The organism is Chryseobacterium sp. KMC2 (genome assembly GCF_016756935.1).
In the GTDB taxonomy this organism is placed as follows: domain Bacteria; phylum Bacteroidota; class Bacteroidia; order Flavobacteriales; family Weeksellaceae; genus Chryseobacterium; species Chryseobacterium rhizosphaerae.
Genome location: NZ_JAESIT010000022.1, coordinates 40,960 through 56,613, shown reverse-complemented (window position 1 = coordinate 56,613; position 15,654 = coordinate 40,960). Strand labels below are relative to the sequence as shown.

Sequence of the window (15,654 nt, the reverse complement as noted above, 5' to 3'; positions counted from 1 at the left end):
TACTTTATCTGTGAAATTATTTCACCTGAACTTCATAAATTTTCGGCCAGTTTTTACCGGTTACCAGCATATTATCTCCTTTAAAAGCAATTCCGTTCAATACGTCATCACTTCCTTTGGTATTCTGTTTTGCAATATCTGTAAAATCAAATGTTCCTACCACTTCTCCGGTAGCCGGGTTGATCTTTAGAATGATTGGTTTTTGCCATACATTGGCATAGATAAATCCATTGTGATATTCCAGCTCATTAAGCTGATCATATGCCTGAGAGCTTCCCGCTACAGCAATATACTTAATCAATTTTGAAGGATTAGCCGGATCAAGGAAATATAAAAGCTTGCTTCCGTCTGATGCGATCAGGTTTTTCCCGTCATAGGTTAGTCCCCATCCTTCCCCGAACAAATTAGGGTACGCAAATTCTGAAAGCAGTTTTAAAGAACTCTTATCATAGATATATCCTTTTTTGCTCTGCCATGTCAGCTGATATACTTTATCTCCCACAATAGTACTTCCTTCAGAGAAATCTTCCGGAGCCTGTTTTGTAGAAGCAAGCGGTGTAGTGGTTCCCAGGGTATATTTTAGAATCTGTGAAGATCCGTTCTGCCCGTCACTTTCATAAATTGTATTTCCTTCGATCTGAAAGCCCTGAACAAAATTCTTGGGATCGTGAGGGTATTCTGCGATAATCTGGTAGGAAATATTTTTTTCAGGAGTTTTTGCAAATACATTGATCGTAGCATCCTGATTGAGTACTTCTCCTCCTTTTGTTTTAATATTGAAAGTAACCGCATTATCTCCCAATGTGAAAAATTTCGGGTCCACAACAAGATTTGTGGTTTCTTTATCTCCAAAGCTTATAGTAACACTTTCTGCATTCTCCGTCACCTCTTTTGGAAGTTCAAGTTTATCACCGAAATGATATCCCTTTGCTTCCATTGAATTATTATAGTTGCTTAATGTATTAAGGATCTCCTTATCCTTATTACAAGATGCCAATAATAAAATCGCTGCGAAACCTGCTATTATATTTTTTTTCATTGATATTCTAAATATTTCTCCAAAAATAGCAAATTTTATTCCGTATTGCCAACATTATCCACAGGTTCGCCAAATTGTAATATATAACCGTTATTGTCATAGATTGCAAATTCTCTCATTCCCCAACCAAAAGTTTCTATTTCGTAGCAGATTTCTGCATTTACATTAAGTTCTTCCCAAAGTTCATCCACATTATTTACATTAAAATAAAATGAGCCTGTAAAGCCTATTCCATGGTTTTTCTCATGCTTATTCGGTTGGGAAATCATAATATACACCTCATCTTTACGAAGAGAAGCCCATTGCCATTCATCATTTCTGCCCATTAATGTAAAACCCAGAATATTCATATAAAACCCGATGGTATCATCCATATTTTCTGTCCAAAGGATCGGACGCAGTGCTGTAAATTCTGTCATGATTCCTGTAATTCAAAATTTGTTTTATTGATTTTCATATTAATAGACAGCCATGTTTCACCATCTATATTCACTTCACTTTGGGTTTCCGGATCAATCCCGAAACCTACTTTCCTGTAACATTCAATAGCTCCGTTATTCCAGTCATATACATTAAGTTCAGCAGTTTCTTTATCAAAATGGCTGAACCCGTATTCCAGCAGTTTTTGTACTACTTTTTTGCCATAGCCTTTTCCTCTGTTATTTTCATCCCAAATTAAAATTCTTCCCAACAGAAAAGTATTTTCTTTTAGGCAGATCTGTGCATGACCGATGGCATGATGATCCCCATCCATTATTTTAAATAAGGTTCTGTTTTCATCCAAAAGATCAGCTTCCAACTGTTTTTCAGTTAAAGGAAAATGGTAGGCAGGACCGGCAAACTGAAGAAGCATTCTTTCATCTTTTACTTTTGAAATTAATTCTGAAGCATCTTCAATGGTAAATGGAAACAAGTCAATCATCGTTTTAATTTTCTAAAAATCCTTTTAAACTTTCTCCAATAATCACATTCCAGCCTTCCGTAAAACTTTCTCTTGAAAAACCTTCTCCCAAATCTTTGAAATTGTCAATACCATCATGAACCAATGTAACCACAGTTCCGTTCTGTTCAGAAAACAATTCCCATGTTACCACGGTTTTCAGTGGTGAAAAATCAGGATACGCCCAGGTATATTTCAATATTTGAGAAGGAATAATCTCTAAGATCTCACACTGATGGTGATATTTTTTAGCTTCACCGGGTTCATAAAAATTAAAAACCTTTCCTGCTTCCGGCTCAAAATCTGAGATATTGAAATACCAGGATTTCATTTCGTCTTGATCAGTCAATGCACGCCAGACCTTTTCTGCCGGAGCATTTATTTTGTATTGGACAACGATGGGTGTACTCATATTAGATAAGGTTAAAGTTAAGATTTATGTCTGCTTCAAAGGTTATACAATGATTAGTGTGAAAACCCGGTAATCTTTGCTTCATCAAAATCCAGCTGCATTTCAATAGCTCTCATCACATGGTCATCAAATATTTTTTCCTTCTTCATCCTGTGAAGTTCATTTCTCTGCGCCTGGATCACCTGGCGCAATACATCTTTATTTTCGTTGACTGCCGTCACATAATCACCAGTAGAAGCCATACACTGAGCTTTATCAGCCATCAGCATCATTTCATTTTCAAGCTTATGTTTTTGGTGTCTTACCAAACTGTTTCTCTCCGCAAGATCAGAAAAATCATTATCCAGGGTATGCAGTGCGGTTTCCTTTAGTTTTCGCATCAAAATCACTTCCTGCTTTTCTTCAGGCAATTCACTTCCTGCATCTTTTATATTCAGCAGTTTCAGAATAGGCGATAATAATAATCCCTGTCCCACCAACGTAATTAATATAATAACGAAAGTTACGAATAAAATAATATTCCGGTGCGGGAATGCCTCTCCGTTGGGAAGAAAGGCCGGAATAGAAAGTGCTGCAGCCAATGAAACCACCCCTCTCATGGCGGCAAAACTGATGATAAAAGGTTCCCGCCAATCCGGCTTAGGAGCTTTTAATCTCAATTCTTTTGAACAAAGCCTTGGGAAATACATCAGGGCATAGCTGTAAAGTATTCTTGTTCCGATAATTGCTCCACCAATGACAACGCTATAGAAAATTCCTTCTGAGAATGTATAATCTGTCAACCCTTCTACAACAATCGGCAGCTCAAGGCCAATCAGGATGAAGATGATCGTATTCATTAAAAATATCAGGACACTCCAGACATTTCCGGACTGGATTCGGGAGGTATGGCTCAGGTAGCAATGCGAATTATAGGACATTAACAGACCTCCGGCAACCACCGAAAGGACTCCTGAAAAATGGAAATGCTCCGCTCCTACATACATAATGTAAGGAACAATCAGAGTAATAACGGTGTCTATATTGGAATTGGTAGGTATGATCCTCAGTAAAGCTCCAAACAGAAAACCTATAGCAACTCCCATAGCAATCCCGCCGATGGCCATGGTAAAGAAATCCTGCACGGCATCTCTCCAGATAAACTGCCCTGAAATAACTGCTGCTAAGGCAAATTTAAATACAATTAAACTGGAGGCATCATTGATAAGGCTCTCCCCTTCCAGGATACTGGTTATCTTTTTGGGGATTTTCATGTGCTTCAATACGGAAGTAGCCGCCACTGCATCGGGTGGTGAATTTACTCCTCCCAACAGGAATCCCATAGCGACTGTAAGCCCCGGGATAATAGAGGATGAAAGATAAGCAACCACTATGGATGTTAAAAATACAAGCCCGAAAGCCATAGAAAAGATCTGTTTCCTCCATTTATGAAAATCCTGCCATGAGGTAAACCATGCAGCTTCAAATAAAATAGGAGGCAGAAATATAAGAAAAACAAGATCGGGCTCTATTTCGATACGCGGCATTCCTGGGACAAGGCTTATTAGAAGCCCCGCAATCACAAGAAAAATCGGATAAGCCACTTTCAGCTTTTGCCCAATCATTACTAATATCATTACAGATAACAGTACTGCAATAGATATAATAACATAACTGTGAATCATTTTGATTTAGTTTTTTTAAGTGTTATTTTTTTATTCAGTGGAAAGTTTTCTACCCATCTCTCGGAGTTCTTTACTCCATAAAAAATGGAAAACCTTTTACTCTTTTAAACATCTACCGGGATATATTTAATCCGGAGATTCGCTAGAGTACAATATTATTCTTCGGAAGAATTGCGGGTGGAAGGTCAGATTCATCCAGCATATCTCTCATATCAATTTCAATGGTACGGCTGATCTGAGTAATGGGTACATCATTCGGACTTCCTTCAAAAGGGTTTACAGAGGCTTCCCCTACACTGTCCAAAGTATGGAAACACCAAGTCACCAATAATGAAAATGGAATATTAAACCAGACTGTCCATCCTTCCAGTGTTGTTCCTTCTCCCAATTTATCAAACTCTTTCAGCAATCCGAAAGGAACAAAAACAATGAACAACAGCAAAAGATAGGTGGTAATGGATGAAAAATTCCGTGGATAAGGAAAGTTTTTAATTCTTTCTGCTTTTCCCTGGCTATCTGTAAATTTCACCAGCTGTTGGTTGATCTGCGTCCATTGAAAGTCATTGAGTTCTCCTTTTTCATAAGCTTCAGAAAGTTCTCTGCTTTGGCTGGCCATCAATTGTGTTGCCCTATTCTTTTTGCTTAGAATGTATTGAAGTTCCGTTTCCGAAAGATAGTTTTTCAATTCATCCTCCAGTTTGGAAAGTTTTTCAGGGACATCATATTTCCTTGAATATTCATCAAACTGTACGGTATTCATATTTTCCCAGGCTCTCGGTTCACGAAGCTGAAACCTTAAAGCGGTAAGCCAGGCATAATGACGAAGAAACATCTCTTTTACTTTATGAGGATTTTTTGAAGAGAGTGCATCTCTTAGAATATATCCAAAACTGCGGCTGTCATTAATGATAGCTCCATAAATCTGTCTGGCTTCCCAAAGCCTGCTATAACTTGCATTATTTTTGAATCCTACAATAAAAGCAACTGCCGTTCCCATGATTGCAATAGGTTGCCATGGAACATACAGAAATTTCCATCCCAAAAAATACAATAAGGTGGGAATGGCTGATAATAGGGTTAAAACGTAAATACTGCGCCTTGTCCAAATAATGAACTCAAGTGTTCCAAATCTTTTTCCTGAATGCATATATGCTTTTTTTTTGTGTTAATTAATCTACTTACAATAATGACTTTTTTTCATCGGGCATTCAGCATCATTAGGTCATTGCTAATTTTTCGTAAACGGGATATTATTATAAAAACCGATCTGAATCTGTCCACGGTTTCTGTTTTCCTGAAGCTGGTTCATATACCCTGCTTCTATCCTCATATTCTTATTGATGACATATCCTAAGGCTCCGTAGACTCTGTTTCTATCGAAGACAGGACTGTTGAAGTGGAGGAATATTTCATTATATACTGAGGCATAAAGGGTTTTCGGCAGCATTTCTTTTTGAGTAATCGGTATCGTTACTCCCAGCATATAACGAAATCTCATTCTAAAGTCTTCTTCCAGAAAACGTTCTTCCAAACGGTAACGGTGCTGAAGATTAAAACGTCCAAACTTCTGTTTCGTAATGAACTGCTGAAAAATCCTGTGCTCTATATTTTCTTTTTTCTCTCCGTTTACGTAAGGCTGGCTTAGGATAAAACCATATCCCAATAAAACATTATTGTTATTCTCAGTAAGGTCATATCCAATTCCCGTACGGATTAAAAGCTGCTCCAGATCTCCTATTCCATCAAAGTTTCTGTATTGGATCTCATTATGGAAGTTCAGTTTTTTGCTGATCTTATTATTTCCGAAATACATATACCAGGCTCCAAGGTCACTTTTCTGTGCAAATGTAAATACCGATCCTAATCCTAATATAGTGAATGCCAACTTCGTAAAAACCTTTCTCATATTTATTAATTACTATTATCTATCGTTTTAACAAAATTAATAATTTAAATCAATAATAACAAACAATATTTACATCCGATTTATATTAACCCCCTTTAAATCTGACACTTTCAAATAAGCGGTAAGTTTAGCCCGGAATTCGTTCTACCAGGACTTCATCATTATTTTCACTGAAGTAAACACAGGTCATGGCGTTCAGGTCCATTTTCCAGCCTTCCACTCCATACTTTGCACAGTCATTACAAAACGTCATATAATCAGTTCCTCCCTGCTGATGAAGTTGTAATCTCCTTTTAAAATTTTCAAGGTTTATATTTTCTGAAACGGTGATGTTCTGATATTGGCTTCCGGTTTGTATCGACTGGTGGTCTGTATCGAAATATTCGGTATTTCCATCGGATAAGTAAGTGATATAGTGGGAAACGCCTAACCTTTTTATGGCCTGGATATAGGAAGGGAAATCTGCACCGCTCTTTACCTTTTGATGCTCTATTTTAATGTCTTCAAGTCTGAATTTCATCTATTTAATTTTTAACGAACAGATCGTAAGTCTCTGTCTGTTCAAATTTAAAAATTTTTGGAATGCCAATTATTATCCAATAAAAAACCGGCAGTGTGACTGCCGGTATATTGTTGTATTCAAATACAGAATATAATGTCTATGGATGCTGCTGCATTTTAGCAGGATCGTCATAGTTGACCATCCAGTTGATCCCAAACTGATCACTAAACATTCCAAAATAAGCGCCCCAGAAAGTATCGGCCATTGCCATTGTTACCTGCCCGCCTGTAGAAAGACCGGCGAATAGCTTATCAGCTTCTTCTTTAGATTCTGCATTGATAGAGATGGAAAAATTGTTTCCTGCTTTAAAATTTGAAGCCCAGTCTCCACCGGTATCACTTCCCATCAATACAGTTTCTTTAGAAATAGGAAGTGCCACATGCATGATTTTATCTTTATCTTCCTCAGAGGTTTCTTTTCCCTCCATCGGAGGCATTTCTCCAAAAGTTCCGATATAAGGATATTCCCCTCCGAAAACTGATTTATAGAAATCAAATGCTTCTCTGCAGTTCCCATTGAATGTTAAATAAACGTTTACTGTTGCCATGATTGTTTTTTATAAGTTAAGTTTTAATGAGTTTTTGATTCAGGCTTTTATATTTTCAGTCACAAAAATTACCTGTGCTGATCTATCAGGATCATATTTCCATCCGGATCTTTAAGGTAGATATGTTCCGGACCTGAAGTGGTTTCATCCGCTGGTCTTTCAATCTCTATTCCGTTTTCTTTTAAATGTTTCTGTATGGTACGTACATCATCAAAAGAGTCAAGATTCTGGGCATTTTGGTCCCATCCCGGATTGAAGGTAAGCATATTACCGTCAAACATAGCCTGAAAAAGGCCTATCAGTGTAGATCCGTTTTTCAGAATCAGGTAATTCTGTTCTGTACCTCCCGCCATTGTTGTAAAACCCAGTTTTTCATAGAAATCTTTAGACTTTTGAAGGTCTTTTACACTTAAGCTGATTGAGAACGCTCCTAATTTCATATTTTTTTTGTTTTTAAAGCTAATTGGCTCCCTGCCATTACCAGTATCCAGACCAGTATTCCTAAAACCCAGAACCAGATTGGAGTAGGTAAAGATGTCATCATATAAATGGTGATCAGTAAAAAAATAATCCCGCAGATTATTGCTGCAGTATGTTTTCCGTTGTTAGAAATTTTTGTGGCTGTAAATCCTGAAACAAAGGCAGCTAAAGCATATGCCATAATAATAAAGAACAGAGCCATGAAGGGTGCTTCCCCTACATATTCCTTTAAAGCTTCCATATCATTGGGATCTGTACCTACAGGAGGTGGATATAGCTGATGTCCTATATTCTCAACAATGGCAATGCCGATAGAGCCCACGATAAGTCCTACGACAACAGCCAGTATTTGTCTCAGGATACTCATTGATTTTTCAGATTGGTTTTAAAATCAAGACTACCGTCATAGCTTTTCCAATCCCCCACAAATTCAATATACTGCCCTTCTACCTTTTCTGTTTTCTTATTCCATTTGAAAGTATAAATAAATTTACCTTTAAACAGCCCCGAATGTTTTCCTTTATTTTCTTCTACCCATTCATATTCCCCGAATACCGTTCCTTTTCTCTTGGCATCTTTGTATTTTGTTATGGTAATTTTCCCTTCAAATTTCGCATAGTTGGTATCTACAAGAGAATACCCGGATACAAAATATTCCTGATCATTCTTTTTATTCTGTTCAGAAATATTAATTTTCAGTTTCAGCTCTTTTGCTTTACTTCCTATAACTCCAATGTAAGGTTTACTGTTGTTTAACCAGACATTCGAAATATCAGGCATCTGCCCCAACACAAAATTGGCAGCGAGAATGAAGATTAATAAAAGTTTTTTCATAGCGTATTTTTAAACACCAAACTGTGCTAAGTGGTGATTCAAATGTTTTGCAAACATATTATTCCACTCCTGTGCATTGAGTTTTCCAAAAGAAAAAGATTCTTTACCGTCAAAAGCAGCAGCTCCCAACTGTTGTGTTTTTTGAATAAAACCGATTAATCTGGTTTTTTCTTCTTCAAAGTTTTTTCTTCCTGTAATCAAAAATTGAGGAGCGGTTGGGGAGTCTCTTGGGTAAGCTTTCTCTCCAACAATCTTAGGTTTTAAAAAAGTTTTCAGAATAAATTTTGCAATAGCGCCCGGTTTTTTATGTTTTTCGGGCTCATACACCATCTCATAAGTTACGCTACAGTGAGCCAGCATCTGGTCAACTGTCATTTTCCCCCATAATCCGTGGGTATCTTCAACAAGCTTATGAATTCTATCAATATAGTTCTGAGCATCTTTTGCGTCAAACACGTTTTCCATATTTTCTCTAATTAACTAAAGACAAATATATCAGTTTTTTTGTTTGATTTTTATGATGGGAGAATTTTTTGTTGTGAGATACAGGGTACAGGTTTCAAGCTGCGAGGAGTGGATACAACATGCGAGTTGATGAGTATGAAAATTGGAGGGTCGGGAAATTTTACGGTATACATGTGGATACAGACTAAACCTTATCTCTAATTCCATTATACTGTGTACATCTCCTCTATTGATGAAGTTTTGGCTAAAGCCAATGGAATTTTTTATATACACCAAAACGGGCTAAAGCCCGTTCCTTTTGAATTTTTATATCCGTTGTACCAACGACACAAAAGGTTGATTATCATTAATACATTGTACATCACCCTTTCCCTCACAGATCCCTTTTACTTTTTACCCCATTATTCATTTTCTTCCTCATCAATACTTTCTGCTGCTATTTCCTGAGGTGCTGCTTTTTTAAAAATAAACCAAAGTTTAATCTTTAAAGCAATCCATCCTATAACGGCATATACTACTACAAGAATGCTCAAATGTTTCAGATAAGGGAAAGTAAGCTCTACTGATCCTTTTTGAATCAATAAGATTTTAAATGCCTGTAAAAAGGGGGTTAGCGGAATGATATTAGCAATCATCTGTACAAAGGCAGGCATAGCACTTAAAGGCCAGGTAAATCCACTGATGATAAAGGCAGGTGAAGCAATGACCATCAGGATCTGTGTCGCTTTTAAAGCATCCGGAATCAAGATACTGATAAATACACCCAAAAATGATGCAGAACCCACAAATACCGCAGTAAGGAGGATAAAATTGAGTATTCCTTCTGGCATAGGAACTCTAAAAATCATATGCATAAAGTAATAGATTCCCACAATAAGAATGGATGACACCCATATTGGAATCACTTTGATAAGCATTGTTGGGAATGCCCATTTTTTCATTCTGAGATATTCTTTTACAAAAGACCCTCTTTCAAATTCCGCAGCAAAGCTTACCGCCATTGCCAGCAGTATAACCTGTTGCAGTACGACCGCCAGCATAGCCGGCCACATGAAGATAAGATAGTTCCCGGTAGTATTGAAGAGTGTAATATAATTTGCTTTGAAAGGCTCATATTGCGTGGCGGCCTTTGCCGCCGGCATTCCCGCTTTCTGTAATGCCTTGATGGATGCTCCTGCAGAGAAAGTTCCTATGGTCAGCTGAAGAGCCTTGGAGGCAAAATTAGCGGTAAGCACATTTCCTGTATTGATATAAACATTCAGTTCCGGGTATTTTTTCTGAAGCATATCGCCTTCAAATCTTGAAGGAATAATGACTACCGCTGCCGCTTCATGTCTGATCACCTCATCTTTTATACTCAGCGGTTCCTGAAGGTATTTGATAATTTTAATACTCTTATTATCATCCAGCATTTCCGTCAATTGGTTAGACAAAGGAGTATTATCCCTATCCACCACCAGGACGGGAGTATTTTCAACTTTTCCGCTTTTGTAAACAAACCCCAGCAAGGTTGCATAAAAGACAGGTGCCAAAAAGAACACTGTCCTTAAGGTAGAATTGCCGATAAAAAGCTTGAACTCACGTTTTAAAAGACGGAAAAATTCTTTCATCTATTTATATTTTAAATGACCAGATGGTAATGCTCCAGGAGATTTATCCATCATGCTCCGTTTCATATTATTTATTTCAGGATAACATTTGCATTGACCAAGATACTTTTAGCCTTATTCATATCTTTAGGTTTTACTTTGATCTCATAAATGGCGTCCTGCAGCTGATAGTCAGGATAAGCAGTGGTGATATCTGCATACTTTGTCAGCTGTTTGATGTATACAATACTTCCCTGCAGGTTTTCTTTATTATAAACCACCTGCATATTGACATCCTGCCCTTTTTTATATTTTGAAATGGCACTTTCCGGAATCGTAAACCTGAAAAAAGTACTTTCCGGAATATATCCGTTGAATAGTGCAAAACCAGCTGTCGCCAATTCTCCTGTGTTCAGGCTTATGGTTTCAATCTCCATATTATTGGTAGCGATGATATATCTTTCCGAATAGGCTACATTAGCTTCCTGTAATGCTCCTTTAGCCTGGGAAGCCTGCCCTGCGGCCATTTCTACTTTTTCAAAACGGGTTCCTCTTGTCACATCGTCCAGTTCCGCTACCACGGCATCATACTGGGCTTTTGCTCCCTGAAGTTTTGCATATACTTCATCATGAGCCTGTGGAGACATCAGACTGTCACGGAACATATTATTGGCTCTGCGGTAAGACTTTTGTGCAAAATCATATTGCTCTTTGAGACCTTTGTATTTTGCCTGAAGCTGTCTCAGCTGGTCTGCTGTAGCTCCATTTTTGGCCATTTGCTCCTGGGCTGTTGCAGCACTTACCGCTCCCTGAGCCTGGGCTATTTTTGCGGAAACTTCCGGAACATCAAGCTGCGCAAGGGTATCTCCCTTTTTCACAGTCTGTCCTTCGGAAACATATATTTTTACAATTCTTCCGGTCACTTTCGGAGCAAAAGAGATGACGTCCTTTTTAGTTTTCCCTTCCGGGTCTTTTATTTCATTTTTTTTACCGCAGCTTCCTAACAGAAACAGAGCAGCAAAGAGTACAGCTATATTTTTATGCATCATTTTAATTTTTACGGGATTAAATAAAATTTGGTGATATCCAGCTCCTGGGTAGACCTCATCAGTTCTATCCCCGCTCTTCTCTGGTTGAAAATTGCATTCTGATATTCAAGTTCCACAGATTCCAGATCATTTTCAGCTTCAATAAGTTGTGAAGATTTACTCATCCCATATCGGAATTCTTTTTCAGCCTGTACCAAAGCATTTTTTGCCAACTCTTTTTCTTTCGCCTTCAAAGTAATCTGTGCGGTAGCAATATCATAGTTGGTTTGGTTATTGGCAAGGTTGAGCGTTAATTTTTTTAGCGCATCTTCTTTTTGATTCTGCAGTACTTCTTTTCCCACTTTAGCTGTTTCTTCAGCATGCTTTCCTTCTTTCCCATCAAAAATTTCCCATTTAAAGCCCACTCCAGCCGTAATTAAAGGAAATACATTGATATTATTCGGGCTCCAGTCCAGTTTTCGTCCTTCATATCCTAATAATGGGACAGCAGGCACTACATTTTCAGAAGATTTAATCCGGTTTCCATACAGTCCGATATAATAAGCAGAAGCCATTAGCTGTACTTTGGGAATCATCCAGGTTCTTTCAGATTTTATCTTATAGTCTGCCGCCGTAATTCCATGTTCCAAAGCACGAATTTCCGCCCTTTGGTCTATCCCCTTTTCCGGAGAAAGCAAATCTACGGGAGTCAGGACGGGTTCAATCATTCTTAGTCTTTCTCTATTGATTCCTGTGAAAATATAAAGCTGAGTCAGAAGTAATTCTTTTTTCCCTTCATACTCTACCATTTTCGCATTCAGAGTAGCCTGGGCAAGTTCTATTTTCTTATGATCATAAGGAGTGATCAGACCGTATCCTAAAGCTTTATCTGCTGTTTTTTTATTGATATCAAGCCTTTTTTTACTTTCATCCAGTACTTTTTTAGACTGGTGGATCAATGCCAGCTGGTCATAGGCTCTCGAAATACTGGCTGCCACTTCATCTTTTGTTTTCTCCAGGAGAATATCTTCAGATTTTTTCTTTTCCTCTACCGCTTTCTTCAGGTATTTCACTTTCCCTCCGGAATACAGCAGCATTTTAGCTTCCGCTTTAGCTACTCCCGAAAACCCGGATACGTTAAAATTATTGTTGAAGCTTCCCTCAGGAATATTGATAAAGGGGGCCAGATTAATCTCAGGGGACGTCAGTCTTGCTGTTCCATTCAGATAGCCCACTTTTCCGCTTAGTTCCAAAGTAGGAAGAAAGATATCTTTCAGCTTATGCTCATCAAGGTCGGTAAGTTTATTTTGGGTAATCTGCATTTTCAGGTTCGAGTCCCGAACCATTGCACTGTCTAAAAGTTCTTTAAAATCCGGTGCAGACTGTGCCCAGCCAAAAGCAGGAAAAGCAAAAAAACCAAACGTAAAAATCAATAAATTGTTTTTCATGGTTTATGTTTATAACAAATATAATGCAAAAAATGTTAAGAGTCTCACAAATAAGTTAAAGAAAATAACGAATTTAAGCTAAGTTTAAAATAAGTTTAACCTCAATCATTTATTTATCAAAGACCTGTCAAAATCGTTTAATTTTAATTTGAATTGTGTTTTATTGTAAAAAAAATTTAATCCTATCGTGTATCGGAATAGAGAAACATCCTAAATTTAATACAAAATCAGGTTTGAAAAATTTCTAATTTATTGATCATTTAAATAACCGATTGATAAAAGCAAGTTTCTTTTTATAGCAGAAGTGCCCTGATATTTTTATCAGGGCACCTCATTGTCCTATTCTGTAAAGCTTACTTTACTATTATTCTATTTTGTATCTGACATTAGAATATTTCAGCTGCCAATGAATACATTTCATCGCCTCCATCATTACCAGGACCCACTGCAATTGGATTCCCATATCCACAGATCCCATATAAGTTCATCGCAAAATCTTTAGGGCTTTTCACGGCTCTTATTTCATTGGAATAAAGCAGATAATAATACCCCCACTGATTATTCCAGGATGCAATATCTGTATTCTGCCATTGATCAAAATCAGCCGCAGTAAATAATAAATTCACTCCCCTACTATTATGGGTAACAGGCCCATGCCAGTGTGAGTAACTGGTGATCGTTACCTCTGTCACCGGCTGATTAATTAATCTTATCTGAAGTCTGTTATTTCCAGTCAGCGCATTATTTCCTGATGCTGTAGACCCTCCTACAATGGCAAATCGCACCATTAAATTTAATTCAGGAATAACGAGATCCGGTTTAGAATAGACACCGGCACTACTCATAGAATTCCGGCCCCGGTATTTCGATTTGTACACGGTACTTCCTTGATTATTGTTATTATCCTAACCGCTCGTTGCTTTTGACCATTGAGGTGCTGCAGGTGTTCCAATATTAACATAGATTCCTGCACTCATAGGTGCAGTCCCTGTATGATATACCACCAAACCTGTAGCAGGACTCGGAATAGTTACTCCATCTGTTGCAGAAGTAAGAGAAAGTCTGGTAGGTAAAAGCCCCTTATTGGAGGATTCCAAATGCAAAATTGCCGAAGGATCCGGACAAGTTATATTAAAAGATTAAATTATGATCTGTCACGATGGTAAAATGTATCTAACTTATTCAAAATTGTCTCTTTTATAAAGCCACGAAGTATTCTGATAGCAGACAATCAGTCAACACAGCAATTCCCCATATACCAGAAATGCTCTGATATAATATCAGAGCATTTCCTTCCTTGATTATAAAAAAAAGTAAACAAAACTACTCGTTTACTACCCCATTTTCTGTTTAATGTTAGAATACCTCAGCAGCCAGGGAATACATTTCATCACTTCCATCATTTTGGGGACCAGCTGCGATAGAGTTTCCATATCCGCAAATCCCATATAAGTTCATGGCAAAATCTTTAGGGCTTTTCACCGCTCTTACCTCGCTTGAATAAAGCAGGTAATAGTATCCCCATTGGTTGTTCCAAGCTTCAGCATCTGTATTCTGCCACTGATCAAAATTAGCAGAAGTAAATGATAAATTCACTCCCCTGCTATTATGGGTAACCGGCCCATGCCAATGTGAATAGCTGGTAATCGTTACATCTGTCGCCGGCTGATTAATTAACCTTACCTGAAGTCTATTACTTCCAGTCAATGCATTACTTCCTGATGTGGTAGATCCTCCTACAATTGCAAATCGAACCATTAAATTCAGTTCAGGAATAATAAGATCCGGTTTTGAATAAACGCCTGCTGAATTGGCAGCATTCCTACCACGATACTTCGCCTTGTACACATTACTTCCATGCGTATCTGAATTATCCTGTCCTCCTCCAGCTGATTTTGTCCATTGTGGTGCAGCAGGTGTACCAATGTTAACATAAATTCCTGCTCCCATAGAACCCGTTCCTTTGTGGTATACCACTAACCCCGTTGCCGGTTTAGGAATGGTTACTCCATCTGTAGGTGACGTAAGTGTAAGTCTGGTAGGTAAAAAACCTTTATTGGGTGATTCCAGATGTAATATTGCAGAAAGATCCGGTGTACTGGTGTTTATTCCTACCTGAGCATTAAGAAAGCTTAGGCCGAAAATGGCACTCATTGCTAGTATTTTTTTCCTTTTCATTTGATAATTGTGTTTTAAAAAGTCATTTTTTTCGTTATGTGTTTATTCTAATAATTGTAATAAAAATAAGAGGGGCTCATCGTTGTGTTTTTAGAATCAATTTTTTTTCATTTTTATTTATCACCCCTCTTTTTCTGTAAATATTCAGTACGTCTTTTACTCTGTGTACCTCTTATTGATATAAAATTTCTTTTAGAAGATTGTGATTTAAAAAGAGTGAGAAAATTGTTACAAAATAATTTTGAATAATTACTCACCCTACAAGCATCAAATCAAATAAAAAAAATAATGTTTCATATATAACTCTATGATCCAAATAATAGTTGCAACCTCTTTTTCGGCTCTCTGATCTTTAGTTTTAAGAATATTTCATTCTATAAAAAAGAAATCATTTACATCAAAAAATCACTTTATGTGTAATTTATTTGTTAGATAAGCTCTGTTGAAAAAAAACATATGAAATCATGTAAAAAATTCATTTTTCATACCAATAAGTCATTCAACTATCGTGTTTTTTTATAATTTTACATTGCAAACTTAACGGTACAGCAAGTAAAATGAT

General features: G+C 37.4%; 19 protein-coding genes. All 19 read right to left on the bottom strand.

Annotated features, from left to right (window positions below; genetic code table 11):
• Positions 1-16 precede the first annotated feature (16 nt).
• Positions 17-1,039 carry a glutaminyl-peptide cyclotransferase gene (locus JML65_RS20245; RefSeq protein ID WP_047486206.1) on the bottom strand — a complete coding sequence of 341 codons (1,023 nt, stop codon included), beginning with the start codon at positions 1,037-1,039 and terminating at the stop codon, positions 17-19.
• A 35-nt stretch (positions 1,040-1,074) separates the two neighbouring features.
• Positions 1,075-1,458 carry a VOC family protein gene (locus tag JML65_RS20240; protein WP_047486208.1) on the bottom strand — a complete coding sequence of 128 codons (384 nt, stop codon included), beginning with the start codon at positions 1,456-1,458 and terminating at the stop codon, positions 1,075-1,077.
• Positions 1,455-1,961, bottom strand: coding sequence for a GNAT family N-acetyltransferase (locus tag JML65_RS20235; protein ID WP_047486210.1), 507 nt, complete (start codon positions 1,959-1,961; stop codon positions 1,455-1,457). Before JML65_RS20235 ends, JML65_RS20240 begins: the two co-directional genes overlap by 4 nt.
• A gap of 4 nt (positions 1,962-1,965) precedes the next feature.
• Positions 1,966-2,391 carry an SRPBCC family protein gene (locus JML65_RS20230; protein WP_202271879.1) on the bottom strand — a complete coding sequence of 142 codons (426 nt, stop codon included), beginning with the start codon at positions 2,389-2,391 and terminating at the stop codon, positions 1,966-1,968.
• Positions 2,392-2,444: 53 nt separating this feature from the next.
• Complete coding sequence (locus JML65_RS20225; protein ID WP_202271877.1) at positions 2,445-4,055, bottom strand: Na+/H+ antiporter; 1,611 nt, start codon at positions 4,053-4,055, stop codon at positions 2,445-2,447.
• A 142-nt stretch (positions 4,056-4,197) separates the two neighbouring features.
• Entirely contained in the window at positions 4,198-5,202 is a 1,005-nt protein-coding gene (locus tag JML65_RS20220) for a bestrophin family protein (protein ID WP_047486214.1), read from the bottom strand.
• Positions 5,203-5,283: 81 nt separating this feature from the next.
• On the bottom strand, positions 5,284-5,961 hold the full coding sequence (locus tag JML65_RS20215) for a DUF2490 domain-containing protein (RefSeq protein WP_081988917.1): 678 nt from the start codon (positions 5,959-5,961) through the stop codon (positions 5,284-5,286).
• Positions 5,962-6,088: 127 nt separating this feature from the next.
• Complete coding sequence (locus tag JML65_RS20210) at positions 6,089-6,481, bottom strand: DUF1398 domain-containing protein (protein WP_202271875.1); 393 nt, start codon at positions 6,479-6,481, stop codon at positions 6,089-6,091.
• 139 nt (positions 6,482-6,620) lie between these two features.
• Complete coding sequence (locus JML65_RS20205; RefSeq protein WP_047486218.1) at positions 6,621-7,070, bottom strand: VOC family protein; 450 nt, start codon at positions 7,068-7,070, stop codon at positions 6,621-6,623.
• 68 nt (positions 7,071-7,138) lie between these two features.
• A complete protein-coding gene (locus tag JML65_RS20200; RefSeq protein WP_047486220.1) occupies positions 7,139-7,510 on the bottom strand; it encodes a VOC family protein in 372 nt (123 codons plus the stop codon).
• A complete protein-coding gene (locus tag JML65_RS20195) occupies positions 7,507-7,917 on the bottom strand; it encodes a hypothetical protein (RefSeq protein WP_202271873.1) in 411 nt (136 codons plus the stop codon). The genes JML65_RS20200 and JML65_RS20195 overlap by 4 nt, the downstream gene beginning before the upstream one ends.
• Positions 7,914-8,384, bottom strand: a complete 471-nt coding sequence (locus JML65_RS20190) for a hypothetical protein (RefSeq protein ID WP_202271871.1) — start codon at positions 8,382-8,384, stop codon at positions 7,914-7,916. The genes JML65_RS20195 and JML65_RS20190 overlap by 4 nt, the downstream gene beginning before the upstream one ends.
• Before the next feature lie 9 nt (positions 8,385-8,393).
• Positions 8,394-8,849: a DUF1569 domain-containing protein gene (locus tag JML65_RS20185; RefSeq protein WP_047486225.1), complete on the bottom strand. Its 456-nt coding sequence runs from the start codon at positions 8,847-8,849 to the stop codon at positions 8,394-8,396.
• 401 nt (positions 8,850-9,250) lie between these two features.
• Complete coding sequence (locus JML65_RS20180) at positions 9,251-10,459, bottom strand: ABC transporter permease (RefSeq protein WP_202271869.1); 1,209 nt, start codon at positions 10,457-10,459, stop codon at positions 9,251-9,253.
• A gap of 71 nt (positions 10,460-10,530) precedes the next feature.
• The gene (locus tag JML65_RS20175) at positions 10,531-11,484 is read right to left on the bottom strand and encodes an HlyD family secretion protein (RefSeq protein ID WP_047486230.1); all 954 of its coding nucleotides are present in this window, start codon (positions 11,482-11,484) and stop codon (positions 10,531-10,533) included.
• Positions 11,485-11,495: 11 nt separating this feature from the next.
• Positions 11,496-12,914: a TolC family protein gene (locus JML65_RS20170; RefSeq protein WP_202271867.1), complete on the bottom strand. Its 1,419-nt coding sequence runs from the start codon at positions 12,912-12,914 to the stop codon at positions 11,496-11,498.
• Positions 12,915-13,300: 386 nt separating this feature from the next.
• Positions 13,301-13,792 (bottom strand): hypothetical protein, encoded by a 492-nt coding sequence (locus tag JML65_RS20165; RefSeq protein ID WP_202271865.1) that lies wholly within the window; start codon positions 13,790-13,792, stop codon positions 13,301-13,303.
• Between the two features lie 27 nt (positions 13,793-13,819).
• Positions 13,820-14,011, bottom strand: a complete 192-nt coding sequence (locus JML65_RS20160) for a hypothetical protein (RefSeq protein ID WP_202271863.1) — start codon at positions 14,009-14,011, stop codon at positions 13,820-13,822.
• Positions 14,012-14,270: 259 nt separating this feature from the next.
• A complete protein-coding gene (locus JML65_RS20155; protein ID WP_202271861.1) occupies positions 14,271-15,092 on the bottom strand; it encodes a hypothetical protein in 822 nt (273 codons plus the stop codon).
• Between the last annotated feature and the right edge of the window lie 562 nt (positions 15,093-15,654).